We start from the raw sequence: 16,888 nt of genomic DNA on the forward strand, positions 1-16,888 counted from the left end.
TGTGTATCGCGCCGATGCCCACCGCGGCGGTCCCGGGACTCATCCGTGCACAACCGTGCCCGGAAGAACCGCTTTCGTCCCCGCGGGACGCGTGCGGGGCGAGCCGGGCAACGGCGGTTCAGCCGGGCGGGGCCGCCCGGGGCGCACGCGTGAACACCGGTTGTTCCAGGTCGCCCACCGCCAGATGGGCCAGGACGACCTCGTACAGGTCGGTTCCGGCCGCCAGGAGCTGGCGCTCCAGGACCGGCTCGGCGCTGCGCACGTGCTCGCGGACGGTCTGGGCGTGGACGCCCAGGTCCTGCGCGGCCCGCTCGGCGTTGCCTCCGGCCGCGATCCAGGCGCGCAGGGTGCGGCGCAGGTTCCGGGCGTCCCGGTCCAGCCGGCCCAGCAGGTCCTGCGACCAGGCGCGCACGGCGGCACCGGCCAGCAGGTCGGCGAGGAGCGGGGGGGCCGCACCGGGGTCCGCGCCCGCCTGCCCGTCCAGGAGGTTGATCCGGGTGTGCAGGGCCAGGTGCACGACGGCACGGGCGGTCAGGTCGTCGAAGTCGGTGCCGAGCATGGTCTCGACGCGCTCCATCCGGGCGCGCACGGTGTTGCGGCTGACGCCGAGCACCTTGGCCGTGTTCACGGCGGTGAACTCCAGGCCGAGCCGGGTGGTGGCGAGGAGTTCGGCGCGGGTGTGGTGCGCCAGCGCGTCGAGCGGGCGCAGCACCCGGGCCGCCCAGCTCCGCAGCGCCCTCGGGTCGATCAGCCGCTCGGGCCGGGTGCGCTCGGCGTACACCGCCGTCCTGTCCGCCCGGAAGCGCGCCACCGCGAGCGCGCTGGCGGCCTGCCCGTAGGCGGTGGCGGTCCGGGCGAGGCCCTGCCGGGTGCTGCCGCCGAGGAAGGTGCCCGGGTGCCGCCCGACCAGCGACCGCAGATCGCCGGCGGTGGCCTCGCGGGGGCCGACCACGATCACGTGCCCGTCCATGGCCGGGCACCGCACGACCAGTGCCTCCTCCCCCGTGGCGTCCAGGCACTCCTGCGCGAGCCGGTCGCGCCGGTCCGGGTCGGACTCGACGACGTAGACGCATGCCGTGTCGGCGTCGAGGAGGCCCGGCCAGAGTCCCGCGGCGACCCGGCGGGCCGCGACGGTGTCCTCGACCATCAGCAGCTGCAGGATCGCCAGCCGCAGATCGGCGGTGGCCCGCCGGAGCCGCTGCCCGGCCGCGGTGGACTCGCGTGCGGTGAGCAGGAGTTCGATCACCTGGGCGGTGTGCGTGACGACGTCGGAGGTGTCCCGGTCGAAGGGGGCGTCGCGGGAGACGGCCAGGACGCAGGTCCGCGAGGGGTGGCCGACCTTCACCAGGCGCAGGTGGCGCCCTCCCCCCTCCCAGGAGGCGGAGGCGATCCGGCCGGAGGCGATGCCGGCGGTCAGCGCCTCGTCCAGGGGCAGTCGGGTGCCGGCGACGAGCGTGCCGGCGGCGTCCTGGAGGCAGACCGCCGCCCGTGCGGTGCCGGCCAGCCAGTCGACGACCCTGCGGACGTCCCGTCCGGCCGGCCGCAGGTGTTCGAGCAGTTCCCGCGCCCACGCCGGACGCCCCCCGGCCGCCGGCTCCGCCCGCCGGACGCCGTCGTCGCCTGTCACCCCGGCCTTCCCCCGTTCGTCCGCCGTACCGGCCTGGTCAGGGACGTTACCTCACCCGTGCGTGCGGTCCGGTGTGTGCGGTCCGCCCCTCCCGGGCGGCATAAGCTCGGTGAATGGCGAAGTACTTCGACGTGCACCCCGACAACCCCCAACCGCGCACCATCGCCCAGGTGGCCGACAGCATCCGCTCCGGCGCCCTGATCGCGTACCCCACGGACTCGTGCTACGCGCTCGGCTGCCGCCTGGGCAGCCGCGACGGCATCGACCGGATCCGTACGATCCGCAAGCTGGACGACCGGCACCACTTCACCCTCGTGTGCCGGGACTTCGCGCAGCTCGGTCAGTTCGTACGGATCGACAACGACGTGTTCCGCGCGGTCAAGGCCTCGACGCCGGGCAGCTACACGTTCATCCTGCCGGCGACGAAGGAGGTGCCGCGCATGCTGCAGCATCCGAAGAAGAAGACGGTCGGCGTGCGCATCCCCGACCACGTCGCCACCCAGGCCCTGCTCGCGGAGCTCGGTGAGCCCCTGCTGTCCAGCACCCTGCTGCTGCCCGACGAGGACGAGCCGATGACCCAGGGCTGGGAGATCAAGGACCGGCTCGACCACGTGGTGGACGCGGTGCTCGACTCCGGCGACTGCGGCACCGAGCCGACGACCGTGATCGACTTCTCGGGCGGCGAGGCGGAGGTCGTGCGGCGCGGTGCCGGCGACGTCTCGCGGTTCGAGTAGGGGGGCCGGGCCGGCCCCGGGATGTCACGATGGCCGTGACCAGCCCCGCGCCGGGGGCGGCTCCGCCCCCGGCGCCCACCGAGGAGAGGCAGCCCGGCCCATGACCGCCGTACGGGGAACCGCCGTCGACATCCCGACCGGGGACGGCACCGCCGACGCGTACCTGACGCGTCCCGCCGACGGGAGGCCCCGGCCGGCGGTCCTGTTCTACCCGGACGCCTTCGGTCCGCGTCCACGGCTGCGGGACATGGCCGACCGGCTGGCACGGGCGGGGTACACGGTCCTGGTCCCCCACGTGCTCTACCGCCGCGGACGCGCCCCGGTGGTGGAACTGCCGGAGTTCATCGACGACCGCGCGCGGGGCAGGATCCTGCGGCGCCTCATGCCGACCGTGCGGCAGCTGACGCCCGAGCGGGCGGTGCGCGACGCCGGCGCGTACCTGCGGTGGCTGGCCGAGTGCCCGGCGGCGGCCGACGGCCCCGTGGCGGTGACCGGCTACTGCATGGGCGCCGCGCTCGCCCTGCGCACCGCCGGCGCCCATCCGGAACGGGTCGCCGCGGCGGCCGGGTTCCACGGGGGCCGGCTGGCGACGGACGCTCCGGACAGTCCGCACCGGGTGGCCGGCCGGGTCACCGCCGAGCTGTACTTCGGCCACGCCGACCGGGACCCGTCGCTGCCCGGGGAGCAGATCGAACGCCTGGAGCGGGCCCTGACCGCGGCCGGCGTCCGGCACCGCTGCGAGGTGTACGCCGGGGCCGGACACGGTTACACCCAGTCCGACACGGCGGCGTACGACAGGGAGGCGGACGAGCGCCACTGGGCGGCGCTGCTCGACCTGCTGCGGCGCACCTTCTGAGCCCCGCCCCGGCCCGCTCCCGCGCGGCGGCGGGCGGCGCGGGGGCCGGCCGTCACCAGCGTCCCGGCGCGGTGCCGGCGAGCGGCGTCGAGGGGCGGCCGTCGACGCCCACCGGCACGTCGCCGGCGAGCATCACCCGGTGCATGATCCGCGGGTGGCCGAGGTGGGCGGTGTCGCCCGGGGCCAGGTGGATGGTGGCCCGGTTGTCCCAGAACGCCACGCTGCCCGGCTCCCAGCGGAACCGCACGGTGTACTCGGGGCGGGTCGCCTGATCCAGCAGCATCCGCAGGACGGCCGCGCTCTCCGGCCGGGACAGACCGGTGATCTGCTCGACGTAGTACCCGTTGACGAACAGCACCCGCTCGCCGGTCTCCGGGTGGACGCGCACCAGCGGGTGCTCGGAGGCGGTCTGACGGTCCAGCAGGTGGCGCACGTAGGCGTCGTCGCCCGGCCGGGGCTGGTAGCCGACCCCCAGCCGGTGCTCGGCGCGCAGCCGGTCGGCGAACTCCCGTACCGGGGCGGACAGTCCGGCGTAGGCCGCGGCCAGGTTCGACCAGGTGGTGTCGCCGCCGTAGGGTGGAACGGTCTCGGCGCGCAGGATCGTCGCGGCGGGCGGGTCGACGCGGGCGCCGTGGTCGCAGTGCCAGCCGCGCAGGAGGGTGTGGCGCCGGCGCCGCAGCCATTCGTCGTGCTCCATGCCGAACCGCCCGCCGAGCTCCAGCCGGTCGGCGGTCGTCTCGATCTCGGGGAAGTCCGGCGGGGAGGCCTTCCCGCGCCGGGGCAGCACGACCGGCTCGCCGAACCGGCGTGCCAGCGCGACGTGTCCGGCGTGGTCGAGGCGCTGCCCGCGGAAGAACACCACCTTCCAGCGCAGCACCGCCGCCCTGATCGCGGCGGTCACGGCCCCGTCGAGGTCACCGGCGAGGTCGACGCCGGTGATCTCGGCGCCGATGTGCCCGGCGACCGGACTCACCCGGACCGCCGCCGCCCGCCCCGCGTCCGCCGCGCGGTCCCTGTCCTTCGTCATGCGTGTCCGCTCCGTCCGCTGCGTCGTCGTCCGTACGGCCCTCGCACGGGCCGGCTCTCCGGGAGGATCGTTCCAGCGATACGGGCGCCCGGCGACAGGGCGTCGCGGCGGGGGGCCGGTTCCCCCACCCGTCCGCCCGGTTGATCGCCCCCGCCGGGTCCCCGAGGCTGGACCCAGGACACCGTCGACGGGAAGGCCCCACCGTGATCAGCATCCCGACCCGCACCCTCAACGACGGCACGACGCTCCCCGCCCTGGGTCTGGGCACCTGGCCGATGGACGACGCCGAGGCGGAGCGCGCGGTGACCGCGGCCCTCGAGGCGGGCTACCGCCTCGTCGACACGGCGGCCAACTACCGCAACGAGACCGGCGTCGGCCGCGCCGTGGCCCGCGCCGGCGTCCCGCGCGAGGAGATCGTGGTGACGACGAAGCTCCCCGGCCGGCACCACGGTTACGAGGAGACCCTCGCCTCCTTCGAGGAGTCCCGCGCCCGGCTCGGCCTGGAGTACGTCGACCTCTATCTCATCCACTGGCCGCTCCCCCGGGTCGACCGGTACGCCGACTCCTGGAAGGCCATGATCAGGCTGCGTGACGACGGGCTCGTCCGGTCGATCGGCGTCTCCAACTTCACCCCCGCCCACATCGAGCGGCTGGAGGAGGAGACCGGGGTGCTTCCCTCGGTCAACCAGGTCGAGCTGCATCCCTTCTTCCCCCAGGAGGAGCTGCGGGCCCACCACGCCGGCAAGGGGGTGCTCACCGAGAGCTGGAGCCCGCTCGGCCGGGGCTCGCGGCTCCTGGAGGACCCGGCCGTCACCGCCGTCGCCCGGGCCCACGGGGTCACCCCGGCCCAGGCGGTGCTGCGCTGGCACGTCCAGCTCGGCGCGCTCCCCGTGCCCAAGTCCTCGGACCCCGGACGGCAGCGCGCGAACCTCGACGTCTTCGGGTTCGAGCTGGACGCCGCCCAGATGCGGGCCCTCACCGACCGCGCCCACCGGCGGATCGGCGGGGACCCGGAGGCGCACGAGGAGTTCTGACCGCTTCCCCGGGCCCGCCCTCCGGCGGATCACCCGTCCCGTCCCCCCGGCAGCGGCTGCTCCGCCCAGATCGTCTTGCCGGCGTCCGTCTGGCGGCTGCCCCAGCGCCGGGTGAGCTGGGCCACCAGCAGCAGGCCCCGGCCGCCCTCGTCGAAGGCGTGGGCCCGGCGCAGGTGCGGTGAGGTGGGGTTGGCGTCGGCGACCTCGCAGATCAGGGTGCGGTCGCGGATCAGCCGCAGCTGGACGGGGGGCAGGCCGTAGCGGAGGGCGTTGGTGACCAGTTCGCTGACGACCAGTTCGGTGACGAAGACCGCCTCGTCCAGCCCCCACTCCCGCAGCCGCTCGCTGGCCCACTGCCGGGCGCGGGCCACCTCCTCGGGGTCCTCGGGCACCTGCCTCGTGGCGACCTGTTCCGCGCCGAGCGCCCGGGTGCGGGCCAGCAGCAGGGCGACGTCGTCGGCGGGCTCCCGGGGCAGGACGGCCTTCAGCACGCCGTCGCACAGCGAGTCCAGCGAGCCGGCGGGCACCGTCAGGGCACGGCACAGCTCGTCGGTGGCGTGGTCGACGTCGCGGTCGGGGCCCTCGATGAGCCCGTCGGTGTAGAGGGCGACGACGGAGCCCTCGGGCAGCGGGAGCTCCACCGCCTCGAACGGCAGCCCGCCGATGCCGAGCGGGGGTCCCGCGCTCAGGGGAACGGGCCGGCAGGTTCCGTCGGGCAGCAGGAGGGCGGGCGCGGGATGCCCGGCGGCTGCCGCGGTCAGGCGGCGCGAGACGGGGTCGTAGACGGCGTACAGGCAGGTGGCGCCGAGTTCGCCGATGTCGTCGCGGTCGCCCGAGGTGAGGTGGGCGACCAGGTCGTCGAGGTGGGTGAGGAGCTCGTCCGGCGGCAGGTCGACGTCGGCGAGCGTGCGCACGGCCGTGAACAGCCGGCCCATGGCCGCCGTGGAGGTGATGCCGTGGCCGACGACGTCCCCCACCACCAGGCCGACCCGGCTGCCGGCCAGCGGGATGACGTCGAACCAGTCGCCGCCGATGCCCGCGGCGGACGCGGTGGGCAGGTAGCGGTGGGCGACCTCGACGGCCGCCTGGCCGGGCAGTCCCTTCGGCAGCAGGCTGTGCTGGAGCGTCAGCGCGGTGGTGCGCTCGCGGGCGAAGCGTCGGGCGTTGTCGACGCAGACGGCGGCGCGGCCGGCGAGTTCCTCCGCGAGGACGGCGTCGTCGGCGCAGTAGGCGTCGGGGTGGGTGAGGCGGCCGGCGAGTGCGACGCCGAGCGTCGTGCCGCGGGCGCGCAGCGGCACGGCCAGCAGCGAGTGGGCCCCGGCCGGGGCCGGCGCGCCGCACTCGCCCGCCCACCGGTCGAAGTCCGGATCACCCGCGCGGCCGAGCACCGCCCTGCCCTCCCGCAGCGCCCGTGCGGCCGGGCAGGGCGGCCGGCCGGGGCGCGCGGCCGGCCCGGGGGCGCCCCCGGCGGCCGGGCGGTACGCCACGCGGCGCAGCGGGGCCCCGTCGGCCGGAGAAGCCGGCGGCTCGTCGGCGTCGAGGACCCAGTCGAGCAGGTCGACGGCGGCGAAGTCGGCGAACCCGGGTGCCATGAGTTCCGCGAGTTCCTCGGCCGTGCGCACCACGTCCAGGGTGGTGCCGATGCGGGCGGCGGCCTCGTTCAGCAGGGCCAGCCGTTCGCGGGTCCGGCGCTGCTCCTCGCTGTCGAAGGCCGCCAGGGCGGTGCCCACCACCTCGCCGGAGGGGTCGCGGACGGGCCACATCTCGATGTTCCACGCGTGCAGCCGGTCGCCGGAGGGGGCCCGGGTGAACCTTTCGACGTGCAGGGGCTCGCCCGTCCGGGCGACCCGGCTCAGGAGGCGGTCGAGGTCGAGGTCGGCCTCGCTCCCCCCGACGGTGTCCAGGTAGGCCCGCCCGAGCAGGTCCGCCTCGGTGCCGCCGGCCATCCGGCAGGCGGCGTCGTTGACCTCCAGGTAGCGCTGCCCGGTGTCGAAGACGGACATCGCCAGGGACGCCTGCCGGAACGCCGGCCCGGCCGGGGAGGTGTCCGCCGCGCCGGACCGCTCGGCGGTGATCACGTGCCCGTCCGGGGCGCCCCGCGCGTCCAGCAGGGGGTGGACCGTCAGCCGGAGCGGCACGGGGCGGCCGTCGCGGTGGCGCAGCACGGCGACGCCCGACGGCAGGGGCGCGGGGGTGGACGGCACGTCCTCGGCGAGCAGGTCCCGTACGGGCCGCCCCACGGCCTCCTCGGCCGGGTGCCCGGTCAGTCGCCGGGCGCCCTCGCTCCACCCGGTCACGATGCCGCGGGCATCGACGACCACCGCGGCCGAGGCGTCCTCCATCCGTCCAGGATCAGCCCATCTCCACGCCGTATCAACCGCGGCCGTGCGGCCCGGGGCGACGCGCCCGGGCGCGGTGGTCCCGGAGCGCGGCGGCAGGCCGGGGACGTACCGTCCGGCGCACTCCGCCTGCCGCTCGACGGCGGCGCCGCTGGTGCCCGCCGGCCGCGCGCCGGCCGCGGCGGACTCGGCGGCCGGGTCACGGAGGCGGCGGGCCCGCGCGGTGCGGCCGGGGTTCGGCGCGGCCGGGCGGGAGGCGGACGCGCGGCGCCGGCGTCAGGAGGGCCGGACGGGTTCCGTCTCCTCCTCGGTGGAGTGGGCGAGGAAGTCGTCGACCATGCGGTGGAAGAGGACGGCGAGCCGCCGCAGGTCCTCGGGCGACCAGTCGGCCAGCGCCGCCTGCATGGCCCGGGCCCCGGCCTCGCGGATCCGGGCTATGGCCCGCCGGCCGGCCCCGGTGAGCTCGATGCGCTGGGCGCGGCGGTCGTCGGGGTCCGGGACGCGGGTGACGTGGCCGGACTTCTGCAGCTGCTGCACGGTACGGGTGACGTGCGAGGCCTCCACTCCCAGCCGGGCGGCCAGCTCCCCCGGCCGCATCGGCTCGACGTCGGCCATCTGCCGCAGCAGCGCGACGGCGGCGCGGTCCAGGGGCACACCCGCCAGGGCCGTCAGCCGCTCGTGCTGCCGGGCGCGCGAGCCCAGGTAGGTGATGCGGCTGAGCGCGCGCTCGATCTCGGCCACTTCCGCGGAGGCGGGGGCGTCGGGGCGCGGGGGCGTGGACATGCCCTCATTTTACCATCTCATTGCCTGACTCAATCAATCGCGGGACGCGCCTCCGGGCCGCCGGGCGCGCGCCGGCCGGCCCGCTCCCCCGGTGACGGCGCACCGCGCGGACCTGCGGTCGCCGCGGTCCCGCACGGGTCCGGCGCGCATCCCGGCCGTGACGAGTGTTGGGCCGGGCTTCACCCTCGGTACGCCTGCGGCCCCTTGGCACGCAGGTGCGCGGCCGGGATGCTGAACTCCCTTGCCCCCCACAGCCGTTGGGCTGCGCCCGGACCAAGAGGAGGACGCAGTGTCGCCGAGCACGTCCCGCAGGCACCGCAGGAGATGGCCGGCCGGCCTCGCCGGGGCCCTCGCCCTGGTCATCGCCTTCCCCGCCACCGCCTTCGCCGCACCACCGCCCGCCCTGCCGTCCGTCGCCGACGAGTTGGAGCGGACGTTCCAGCCCGCCTACGACTACGACACCGACGGCTGCTACCCCGTGCCGGCGATCGGTCCGGACGGTTCCGTCAACGCCGGCCTCAAGCCGACCGGCGCCCTCGACGGCAACTGCCGTGACGCCCCGGACCTGGACAACACCAACGGCTACGCGCGGTCCACGTGCAACAACGGCTGGTGCGCCGTCGTCTACGCCCTGTACTTCGAGAAGGACCAGGCACTGCCGGGCATCGGCCTCGGCGGGCACCGCCACGACTGGGAGCACGTGGTGGTGTGGGTGCGGGACGGCTCGGTGCAGTACGTCTCGACGTCCCGCCACGGCTCGTTCGCGATCCACGCGCGTGCGGCGGTCCGTTTCGAGGGGACGCACCCGAAGATCGTGTACCACAAGGACGGCATCGGCACGCACTGCTTCCGTCTCGCGGGGCCGGGGGACGAACCGCCGGAGAACCACGAGGGGAGCTGGCAGTACCCGGCGCTGGTCGGCTGGAACGGCTACCCGGCCGGGCTGCGGGACAAGCTCGTCTCCCATGACTTCGGCAGCGCCCACTTCGGCCTCAAGGACGGGAGTTTCGCCTCCCACCTCGCCGCGGCCAAGCCGTCGGGCATCCCGTTCGACCCGAACGCCTGACCGCCTCCGGCCCGTGGGTCCGGCCGGTCCGCCGTCCGGGCCCGCGGGCCGGTGAACTCCTCCCGGAGGCCCTCGCCTTCGTCCCGGCGGGCCGGTCGCCGCCGCGCCGGGACGCCCACGAGGCCGTCCACGGCCCCGTGCTGACGCCGGCTCAGGCGGTGCCCTCCTCCGCCTGCTCCTGCAGGAAGGCGCTCACCTGGTGCGCGAGGCTGTCGCGGCTCGCGCCCGCGGGGGTCCCGGCCGGGCTGCCGTGCGCACCGACGCGGCCCGTCCACAGCCGGCGGCCGGTCCACTCCTCGTCCACCCGCAACTGCACCTGGACGTCGACGTGGTTCAGGGCCGCCTCGGGGCCGGCCGCGTAGAGCACGGCGGTGGCGCGGCGCAGCGGGTAGACGTCGAAGCCCTCGATGAACTGCGAGTTGCGCCAGTCGATGAACGCACTTTCCCCGTCGGGACCGATCCGCACGTCGATCTGGCCGTCCTCGAGATGAATTCCGACGGCCCGGTCGCCGCGATTCTCGACGGTCACGCGGACACTGAAATACGTCAGCCCCTCGGCGGCGTCGTCCCGCCCGCGCGGCGGCTCGCCCGCCTCCAGACGGTGGACGCGGACCCGCAGACCGGCATGCTCGTCGTACTCCTGCCAGTCCTCGACCACGTTCGGCTCGTACACAGTGCACCTCTCGACTTCCGTGGCTGCTTCCTATCTGTGGGTTCGGGGCACTGTCAAATGAGCGGAATGCGCCGTGGTCAGGCAGTTCGCCCTCATCTGATCGATGATCAAGCGCTGCCCTGGAGGAATCCCCCCGACCGGCCGCCCCGCCCGCCGCGGCGGCGTGCCGCACATCACGTCCGGCGCCGTGACCGCCCCCGCGCCGCGGGGGCGGCCCGGAGGACCGCGGGGCGGCGGGGGCGGACCCGCCGCCCCGCCCCGGGGGAATTCACGCCGCGAATTCCCCCGGTCCCGGAACGTGTTCCCCGGGGAATGCCGGTCCGTGGAATTCGGAAAACCGTTTCACCGGAGTAACGTGCGGGAAAGGAGAACTCAGTGCTTCGGACCGGAGGCACGTCCGTGGGAACCGGCTCGCCGGCCCCGGGCCGTCCGTGGTCCGAGTGAGTGCTTCCCACGGTGTCCGTCCACCCGGCACCCGCTCAGGGAGGTGCGCACATGCGTACCGGCAGTCCCACCAAGCCGCACCCCCATGACGACGCCCCCGACACGGCCGAGGCCTTCGCACGCCTGGCCCGGCTGCCCGAGGGGCCCGAGCGCAGGGCGCTGCGCGACGAACTGGTCCAGGCCTGGCTGCCCATGTCCGAACGGATCGCCGTGCGCTTCCGGGGGCGCGGGGAGGCGCTGGAGGACCTGTACCAGGTGGCGGCCCTCGGCCTGGTCAAGGCCGTCGACCACTACGACCCGGCGCGCGGCAACGCCTTCGAGGCGTACGCCGTGCCGACCGTCACCGGGGAGATCAAGCGCCACTTCCGCGACCACATGTGGACCCTGCACGTCCCGCGCCGGGTGCAGGACCTGCGCAACCGCGTGCGGCACGCGGCCAGGGAGCTGGCGCAGACCACCGCGGGGCGGACCCCCACGGTCCCCGAGATCGCCGCGTACACCCGGCTGACGGAGAGCGAGGTGCGCACCGGCATGGAGGCGCTGGAGTGCTTCTCCGCGCTGTCGCTGGAGGCGGAGATGCCCGGCACGGACGGCTACGCCCTCGGGGACGCGGTCGGCGGGCCGGACCCGGCGTTCGACACGGTCGTGGACCGGGTGGCGGTCCGGCCCTGTCTCGAGGCGCTCCCGGAGCGGGAGCGGCTCATCCTCTACCTGCGGTTCTTCCGGGGCATGACGCAGAGCACCATCGCCGAGCACCTCGGCATCTCGCAGATGCACGTCTCCCGGCTGCTCAGCGGCTGTTTCGCCCGTCTGCGCGAGGAGCTGCTGGCCGAGGCCGAGGCCGGCTGACCGGACCGGCGGCGCCGCCGGGCGGGCCGGCGTCCGGCGCCGCCCCCGGGACCTGGGTGGGACAGGACCGGTCCAGCACGTCCTCCAGGACCGCCCGCACCTCGGCGGGCATGAGTCCGGTGCGTCCCCAGACCAGGATCATCTCGGCGATGCTGCGGAGCTTGATGTTCGTGTGCTGGGACACCTCCTTCAGCACCGTCCACCCCTGGCGGGGCGAGACCCGCCCGATCGCGACGATCATGCCGATCGCCTGGTCGATCACCGCGTGCGAGACGACCGCGTCCTTCAGCTGCTGTACCTCTTCCTCCAGCTGGAGGATCCGGTCCGAACCCCCGTCCGTGGGCATGGTCACCTCCGGGTCCGGTGTGCCGCTCTCGTGCTGCCTTCGCATGGTGCTTGAGTGCTTCCACCCAGTGTCCGATCACTCCATCGTCGCCACTCGCACCGCCCTGTGCCACCGGAGCGGGGCGGGGGCGGTCCGGGGACCGTTTCGGCACCCCCGCCGGGGTACTCGGCAGGCGGCCGGACCGGAACACGGCGGACACTGGGGGCATTCCGGTGGCCGCCGGGCCCGACGAGATCAGGACGCTGCTTGCCATGAACCACGACACGCCCTCCCCCGCCGGCGCGACGGACGTCTTCTCGACGCACTCCGTGTTCGGGGCACCCTGCTGGGTGAGCCTGACCAGCCACGACGTGAAGACGACCGAGGAGTTCTACGGGGCTGTGCTCGGGTGGCAGTGGCGGCCGGTCCGCCTCGGCGACCGGTTCCGGATCGCCCTGGCCGACGGCGCGCCGGTGGCCGGCATCGCGGGGGTCGCCAGCATGTGGCGGATGGCGGTGGCGTGGACGCCGTACTTCGCCGTGCCCAGCGCCGACGCGGCCGTGGCGCGGGTGCAGGAGCGCGGCGGCACCCTGGCGGTCGGCCCGATCTCCCTGCCCCCCGGGCGCGCGGCGCTGCTGGCCGACCGGGACGGGGCGACGTTCGGCGTCTGGGAGGGCGAACTGTTCGTCGACTGGCCCACCTGGCGCCGCACCCGGCCGGCGTTCATCAGACTGCGCACCCGCGACGCGTTCGACGCCGCCATCTTCTACGGCGAGGTCTTCGACTGGGCGTCCGACAAGCCCGGCTGCTGCGAGGTCGAGTACGAGGGCGGCGAGGTGGTGCTGCGCAGCGAGGGGGAGCTGGTGGCGCGCATCGAGTCGGGGGCGGTGGAGTCGGCCCCCGACCCCCGGATCCGGCCGCACTGGCAGGTCCACTTCACCGTGAAGGACGTGGCCGCGTGCGCCCGTACGGCCGAGCGGCACGGCGGCAGCGTGCTGTCCCTCACCGACGACGAGGCCGTCCTGCGCGACAACGAGGGCGCCCGGTTCACCGTGACCTCACGCCGCGCACACTGAACCGGTCACCCGCCGGGCGCCCGGTCCGGCGGCGGTGGGCCGGCCGCGGGGCCCGCCGCCGGTCACCGTGCCGTGCGGGACGGGCGGGTGCGGGACGGGCGGGACAGAAGGGTCAGGCTGCGCGGTCCCACGGTGAGGACCGCGCCGGCCTTGTGCTCGCGCTCGTCGGGGGCGCCCTGCGGATCGGCCGTGTCGATCAGCGCCGTCCAGCGCTCGCCGTGGGCGGCGTCCGGCAGGCGGAAGTCGACCGCCTCCCAGTGGCTGTTGAGCAGCAGCAGGAAGGAGTCGTCGACCACGGGCCGGCCGCGCGGATCGGGTTCGGCGATGGCGTCCCCGTTGAGGAAGACGCCGACCGAGTGGGCGTCGGGGCGCTGCCAGTCGTCCTCGGTCATCTCCTCGGCGCTCGGCAGCAGCCACACCAGGTCGGGCAGCGGCTGGCCCGCGTGGCGCACGGTCTCGCCGCGGAAGAAGCGGCGCCGGCGCAGCACGGGGTGGGCGAGGCGCAGCGCGATCACGCGCCGGGTGAAGTCCAGCAGTTCGCGCTGTTCGCCGGTCAGCCGCCAGTCGATCCAGGAGGTCTCGTCGTCCTGGCAGTAGGCGTTGTTGTTGCCGCGCTGGGTGCGGCCCAGCTCGTCGCCGTGGGAGAGCATCGGGATGCCCTGCGACAGCAGCAGCGTGGCGAGGAAGTTGCGCTGCTGGCGGGCGCGCAGTTCGAGCACGGCCGGGTCGTCGGTGTCGCCCTCCGCGCCGCAGTTCCAGGACCGGTTGTGGCTCTCGCCGTCCTCGTTGTCCTCGCCGTTGGCCTCGTTGTGCTTGTCGTTGTAGGAGACAAGGTCGCGCAGCGTGAAACCGTCGTGCGCGGTCACGAAGTTGACGCTGGCGTGCGGCCGGCGCCTGTTGTGCGCGTACAGGTCGGAGGAGCCGGTCAGCCGGGACGCGAACTCGGCGAGGGTGTGCTCCTCGCCGCGCCAGAAGTCCCGTACGGCGTCCCGGTACTTGCCGTTCCACTCCGACCACAGCGGCGGGAAGTTGCCCACCTGGTAGCCGCCCTCGCCCAGGTCCCACGGCTCGGCGATCAGCTTGACGCGGCTGATCACCGGGTCCTGCTGGATGAGGTCGAAGAACGCCGACAGCCGGTCCACCTCGTGGAACTGCCGGGCCAGGGTGGCCGCGAGGTCGAAGCGGAAGCCGTCGACGTGCATCTCGGTGACCCAGTACCGCAGCGAGTCCATGATCAGCTGGAGGACGTACGGGTGGCGCATCAGCAGGCTGTTGCCGGTGCCGGTGGTGTCGTAGTAGTGCGCCCAGTCGCCGTCCACCAGGCGGTAGTACGAGGAGTTGTCGATGCCCCGGAAGGAGAGCGTGGGGCCCAGGTGGTTGCCCTCGGCGGTGTGGTTGTAGACGACGTCCAGGATCACCTCGAGCCCGGCCGCGTGCAGGGTCCTCACCATCTCCTTGAACTCGGTGACCTGCTGTCCCCGGGTGCCGCGGGCGGCGTAGGCGTTGTGCGGGGCGAAGAAGCCGATGGTGTTGTAGCCCCAGTAGTTGGCCAGGCCCCGGCCTTGCAGCACGCCGTCCTGGACGAACTGGTGCACCGGCATCAGCTCCACCGCGGTGACGCCCAGCGAGGTCAGGTGCTCGACGACCGCGGGATGCGCGAGTCCGGCGTACGTGCCGCGGAGTTCCCCGGGGACGTCGGGGTGGGTGCGGGTCAGGCCCTTGACGTGGGCCTCGTAGATCACGGTGTCGGCGTACGGGCGGCCGGGCCGGGTGTCGTCGCCCCAGTCGAAGGCCGGGTCGGTCACCACCCCGAGCACGGTGTGCCCGGCGCTGTCGGCCGGGTCGGGGCCGTCGGGGTCGCGCTCGTGGAGCGAGGGGTGGTTGTCGATCTGCCCGTCCACCGCCGTGGCGTAGGGGTCGAGGAGCAGCTTCGCGGGGTTGCAGCGGTGGCCGGCCGCCGGGTCCCACGGTCCGTGCACCCGGTAGCCGTAGCGCTGTCCGGGACCGACGCCGGGGAGGTAGCCGTGCCAGACGAAGCCGTCGGCCTCGGTGAGCCGGACGGTGCGGTGGCGGCCGCCGTCGTCCACCAGGACCAGGTCGACGCGTTCGGCGACCTCGCTGAACAGGGCGAAGTTGGTGCCCTCCCCGTCGAAGGCCGCACCCAGCGGATAGGGGCGCCCGCTCCACACGGGCGCCCCTTTCCGGTTCCGGGACCGGGTCACCGGGCCTCCTCCAGCACGCCGCCCGGCGTGCGGACCAGGCCGGTCAGCCGGGTGACGAGCACTTCGCGGGGCACGTCCAGGCCCTCGCTCTCGCGCGGGTCGGGGGCGGTCGGCACCAGCGGGACGCGCTCGCCGGCGCGGGCGCGCCGGGAGAACCAGATGACCTTGCCGCCGGCCTCGGTGGCGCAGCAGCCCCAGCCGTCGCTGCTCGCCGCGATGTGCCGCAGGCAGTCCCGCAGTTCCTGATCGGGGCGCAGGGACCGGTCGTTGTCCCCGACGGCGGTGATGAGGTGCTGGCCGTTCCACCACATCTCGACCGACGTGTTCTTGTCGGTGGCGTGCTCGTCGATGGCCCGCAGCAGCATCTCGGTGCCGCGGCAGACGGGCTCCACCAGGTTCTCGAGGTCCCAGAACCGGAGGTGGGCGGCCAGTATCCGGCTGACCTGTTCCACCTTCTCCGGGCCGACTTCCACGTCGAGGTGGTAGTAGCAGGGCACTGCGGTCTTCATGGTCGTTGGCTCCTCACCGCGAAGCTCCCGTTCCTCCCCGTCCCCGCGGGACGAGCCCCGAACACGGAACGTAAGCAGTAATCGCTTCTGAGTCACCTTCAGCGTGAGGGGATTGGTCCATCCGTGCAACACGAGTGCACGGCTGAGACGCGCGCGTCGACAACTGAGCACGTCGCGGCCGCCGCATTTCATTGAAAAGCCAACAAGACGGCGGGTCACCGTCCGTGCACCATGTGTGAAGACCTCGATCGCCGTTACGGGTCCGTGCCGCTGCGCGCACGGCCGCCGCCCGACCGCCGGGACAACGCGCCCCCATCGAGCCACGGAAAGGTGAACGGCGCCATGCTGCCACCCGCCAGAGCCGAAGTCGCCCGGCAGTTGCGTCGCTACCGGGCCTGGGAACGCGTGATGCTCGCCGCTCCGGCCGACCGCACGGTGCGGGCCACCTTCGAGGACTCCGGCCACGCCCTCTGCGTGCTGATGGGCAAGCGCTGCGCGCGGGAGGCGGCGGACGCCGCCGAACGGTACCTGCGCACGGCCCTCGTCACCTCCGTGCGGGAACAGGGCGACGGGCCCTGTCCGGCCGCCTCGGTCAGGCGGGGTCCGCCGGCGGCGCAGCGGCGCTCCCCGGCGGGAAGGTAAGGGCCTTCCCGCCGCAATGCGGTCCCCACGCCCGGGCGCCGGCCCGGCGTCGAGCACGGCGGAGGTGCAGATCCATGAAGACGACCCGGACCATCGGCCGTATCCCGGTACGGGACGTCCGGCCGTCCGTCGACTGCGGCAGGCGTCCGGCCAAGGCCGTCGTGGGCGAGACGTTCGAGGTCACGGCCACCGTGTTCCGCGAGGGGCACGAGGCGGTGGCCGCCAACGTCGTCCTGAAGGACCCCGAGGGACGCCCGGGGCCGTTCACCCGGATGCGGGAGCTGGCGCCGGGCACGGACCGGTGGGGGGCCGAGGTCACCCCCGACGCCGTGGGCCGGTGGACCTACCGCGTCGAGGCCTGGGGCGACCCCGTGGCGACCTGGCGCGGGACGGCCACGATCAAGGTTCCGGCGGGCATCGACGCGGGCCTGGTCCTGGAGGAGGGCGCCGACCTCCACGAGCGGGCGGCGGCCGGGGTGCCGCGGGACGACGGGCAGGCCGTGGTCCTCGCCGCAGCACGGACCCTGCGCGACGACTCCCTGCCCTGTGCCACCCGGTTGGCGGCGGCGTTGACGCCGCAGGTGCGGGCGGTGCTGGCGCGGTACCCGCTGCGGGAGCTGGTGACCAGCAGCGAGCCGCTGCCGCTGCTGGTGGAGCGCGAGCGGGCGCTGTACGGCGCCTG

At 74.7% G+C, this 16,888-nt stretch carries 15 protein-coding genes and 1 pseudogene; 8 read left to right on the plus strand and 8 right to left on the minus strand.

Going from position 1 to position 16,888, the window contains the following annotated elements; translation table 11 throughout:
- Window positions 1-118: 118 nt before the first annotated feature.
- The gene (locus ACZ56B_RS27010) at window positions 119-1,627 is read right to left on the minus strand and encodes a helix-turn-helix domain-containing protein (RefSeq protein ID WP_468795899.1); all 1,509 of its coding nucleotides are present in this window, start codon (window positions 1,625-1,627) and stop codon (window positions 119-121) included.
- A 113-nt stretch (window positions 1,628-1,740) separates the two neighbouring features.
- Between ACZ56B_RS27010 and ACZ56B_RS27015 the strand changes: the two genes are divergently transcribed.
- Both ACZ56B_RS27015 and ACZ56B_RS27020 read left to right on the plus strand, forming a co-directional pair.
- Window positions 1,741-2,361 (plus strand): L-threonylcarbamoyladenylate synthase, encoded by a 621-nt coding sequence (locus ACZ56B_RS27015; RefSeq protein ID WP_468795902.1) that lies wholly within the window; start codon window positions 1,741-1,743, stop codon window positions 2,359-2,361.
- A 100-nt stretch (window positions 2,362-2,461) separates the two neighbouring features.
- Window positions 2,462-3,217, plus strand: coding sequence for a dienelactone hydrolase family protein (locus tag ACZ56B_RS27020; RefSeq protein WP_468795905.1), 756 nt, complete (start codon window positions 2,462-2,464; stop codon window positions 3,215-3,217).
- 52 nt (window positions 3,218-3,269) lie between these two features.
- On the opposite strand, the gene ACZ56B_RS27025 is transcribed toward ACZ56B_RS27020, so the two are convergent.
- The gene (locus tag ACZ56B_RS27025; protein ID WP_468795908.1) at window positions 3,270-4,244 is read right to left on the minus strand and encodes a TauD/TfdA dioxygenase family protein; all 975 of its coding nucleotides are present in this window, start codon (window positions 4,242-4,244) and stop codon (window positions 3,270-3,272) included.
- 203 nt (window positions 4,245-4,447) lie between these two features.
- Between ACZ56B_RS27025 and ACZ56B_RS27030 the strand changes: the two genes are divergently transcribed.
- Window positions 4,448-5,278 (plus strand): aldo/keto reductase, encoded by an 831-nt coding sequence (locus ACZ56B_RS27030; protein ID WP_468795911.1) that lies wholly within the window; start codon window positions 4,448-4,450, stop codon window positions 5,276-5,278.
- A gap of 29 nt (window positions 5,279-5,307) precedes the next feature.
- On the opposite strand, the gene ACZ56B_RS27035 is transcribed toward ACZ56B_RS27030, so the two are convergent.
- Together ACZ56B_RS27035 and ACZ56B_RS27040 are read right to left on the minus strand one after the other, a co-directional pair.
- The gene (locus ACZ56B_RS27035; protein ID WP_468795914.1) at window positions 5,308-7,620 is read right to left on the minus strand and encodes a SpoIIE family protein phosphatase; all 2,313 of its coding nucleotides are present in this window, start codon (window positions 7,618-7,620) and stop codon (window positions 5,308-5,310) included.
- 273 nt (window positions 7,621-7,893) lie between these two features.
- Window positions 7,894-8,400: a MarR family winged helix-turn-helix transcriptional regulator gene (locus tag ACZ56B_RS27040; protein WP_468795917.1), complete on the minus strand. Its 507-nt coding sequence runs from the start codon at window positions 8,398-8,400 to the stop codon at window positions 7,894-7,896.
- Between the two features lie 289 nt (window positions 8,401-8,689).
- Between ACZ56B_RS27040 and ACZ56B_RS27045 the strand changes: the two genes are divergently transcribed.
- On the plus strand, window positions 8,690-9,466 hold the full coding sequence (locus tag ACZ56B_RS27045) for an NPP1 family protein (RefSeq protein WP_468795920.1): 777 nt from the start codon (window positions 8,690-8,692) through the stop codon (window positions 9,464-9,466).
- Window positions 9,467-9,617: 151 nt separating this feature from the next.
- Here the strand turns inward: ACZ56B_RS27045 and ACZ56B_RS27050 are convergent, their stop codons facing one another.
- Window positions 9,618-10,139 (minus strand): hypothetical protein, encoded by a 522-nt coding sequence (locus tag ACZ56B_RS27050; RefSeq protein WP_468795923.1) that lies wholly within the window; start codon window positions 10,137-10,139, stop codon window positions 9,618-9,620.
- Between the two features lie 495 nt (window positions 10,140-10,634).
- On the opposite strand from ACZ56B_RS27050, the gene ACZ56B_RS27055 reads away from it, so the two are divergent.
- A complete protein-coding gene (locus tag ACZ56B_RS27055) occupies window positions 10,635-11,432 on the plus strand; it encodes an RNA polymerase sigma factor SigF (RefSeq protein WP_468795926.1) in 798 nt (265 codons plus the stop codon).
- Between the two features lie 31 nt (window positions 11,433-11,463).
- On the opposite strand, the pseudogene ACZ56B_RS27060 reads toward ACZ56B_RS27055, so the two are convergent.
- Window positions 11,464-11,778: pseudogene (locus tag ACZ56B_RS27060) on the minus strand (ANTAR domain-containing protein); the annotation flags it as partial.
- A 251-nt stretch (window positions 11,779-12,029) separates the two neighbouring features.
- Here ACZ56B_RS27060 and ACZ56B_RS27065 point away from each other — a divergent pair.
- Window positions 12,030-12,833, plus strand: a complete 804-nt coding sequence (locus ACZ56B_RS27065; protein ID WP_468795929.1) for a VOC family protein — start codon at window positions 12,030-12,032, stop codon at window positions 12,831-12,833.
- A 62-nt stretch (window positions 12,834-12,895) separates the two neighbouring features.
- Here the strand turns inward: ACZ56B_RS27065 and glgX are convergent, their stop codons facing one another.
- Both glgX and ACZ56B_RS27075 read right to left on the minus strand, forming a co-directional pair.
- A complete protein-coding gene (gene glgX, locus ACZ56B_RS27070) occupies window positions 12,896-15,055 on the minus strand; it encodes a glycogen debranching protein GlgX (RefSeq protein WP_468795932.1) in 2,160 nt (719 codons plus the stop codon).
- Entirely contained in the window at window positions 15,052-15,564 is a 513-nt protein-coding gene (locus ACZ56B_RS27075; protein WP_468795935.1) for a pep a2, read from the minus strand. Before ACZ56B_RS27075 ends, glgX begins: the two co-directional genes overlap by 4 nt.
- 342 nt (window positions 15,565-15,906) lie before the next feature.
- On the opposite strand from ACZ56B_RS27075, the gene ACZ56B_RS27080 reads away from it, so the two are divergent.
- Window positions 15,907-16,206, plus strand: a complete 300-nt coding sequence (locus tag ACZ56B_RS27080; RefSeq protein ID WP_468795938.1) for a DUF5133 domain-containing protein — start codon at window positions 15,907-15,909, stop codon at window positions 16,204-16,206.
- Between the two features lie 74 nt (window positions 16,207-16,280).
- A partial coding sequence (locus ACZ56B_RS27085; protein ID WP_468795941.1) for a maltotransferase domain-containing protein occupies window positions 16,281-16,888 on the plus strand: 608 nt, incomplete at its 3' end.

Source organism: Streptomyces sp. NPDC034670, from assembly GCF_055574875.1.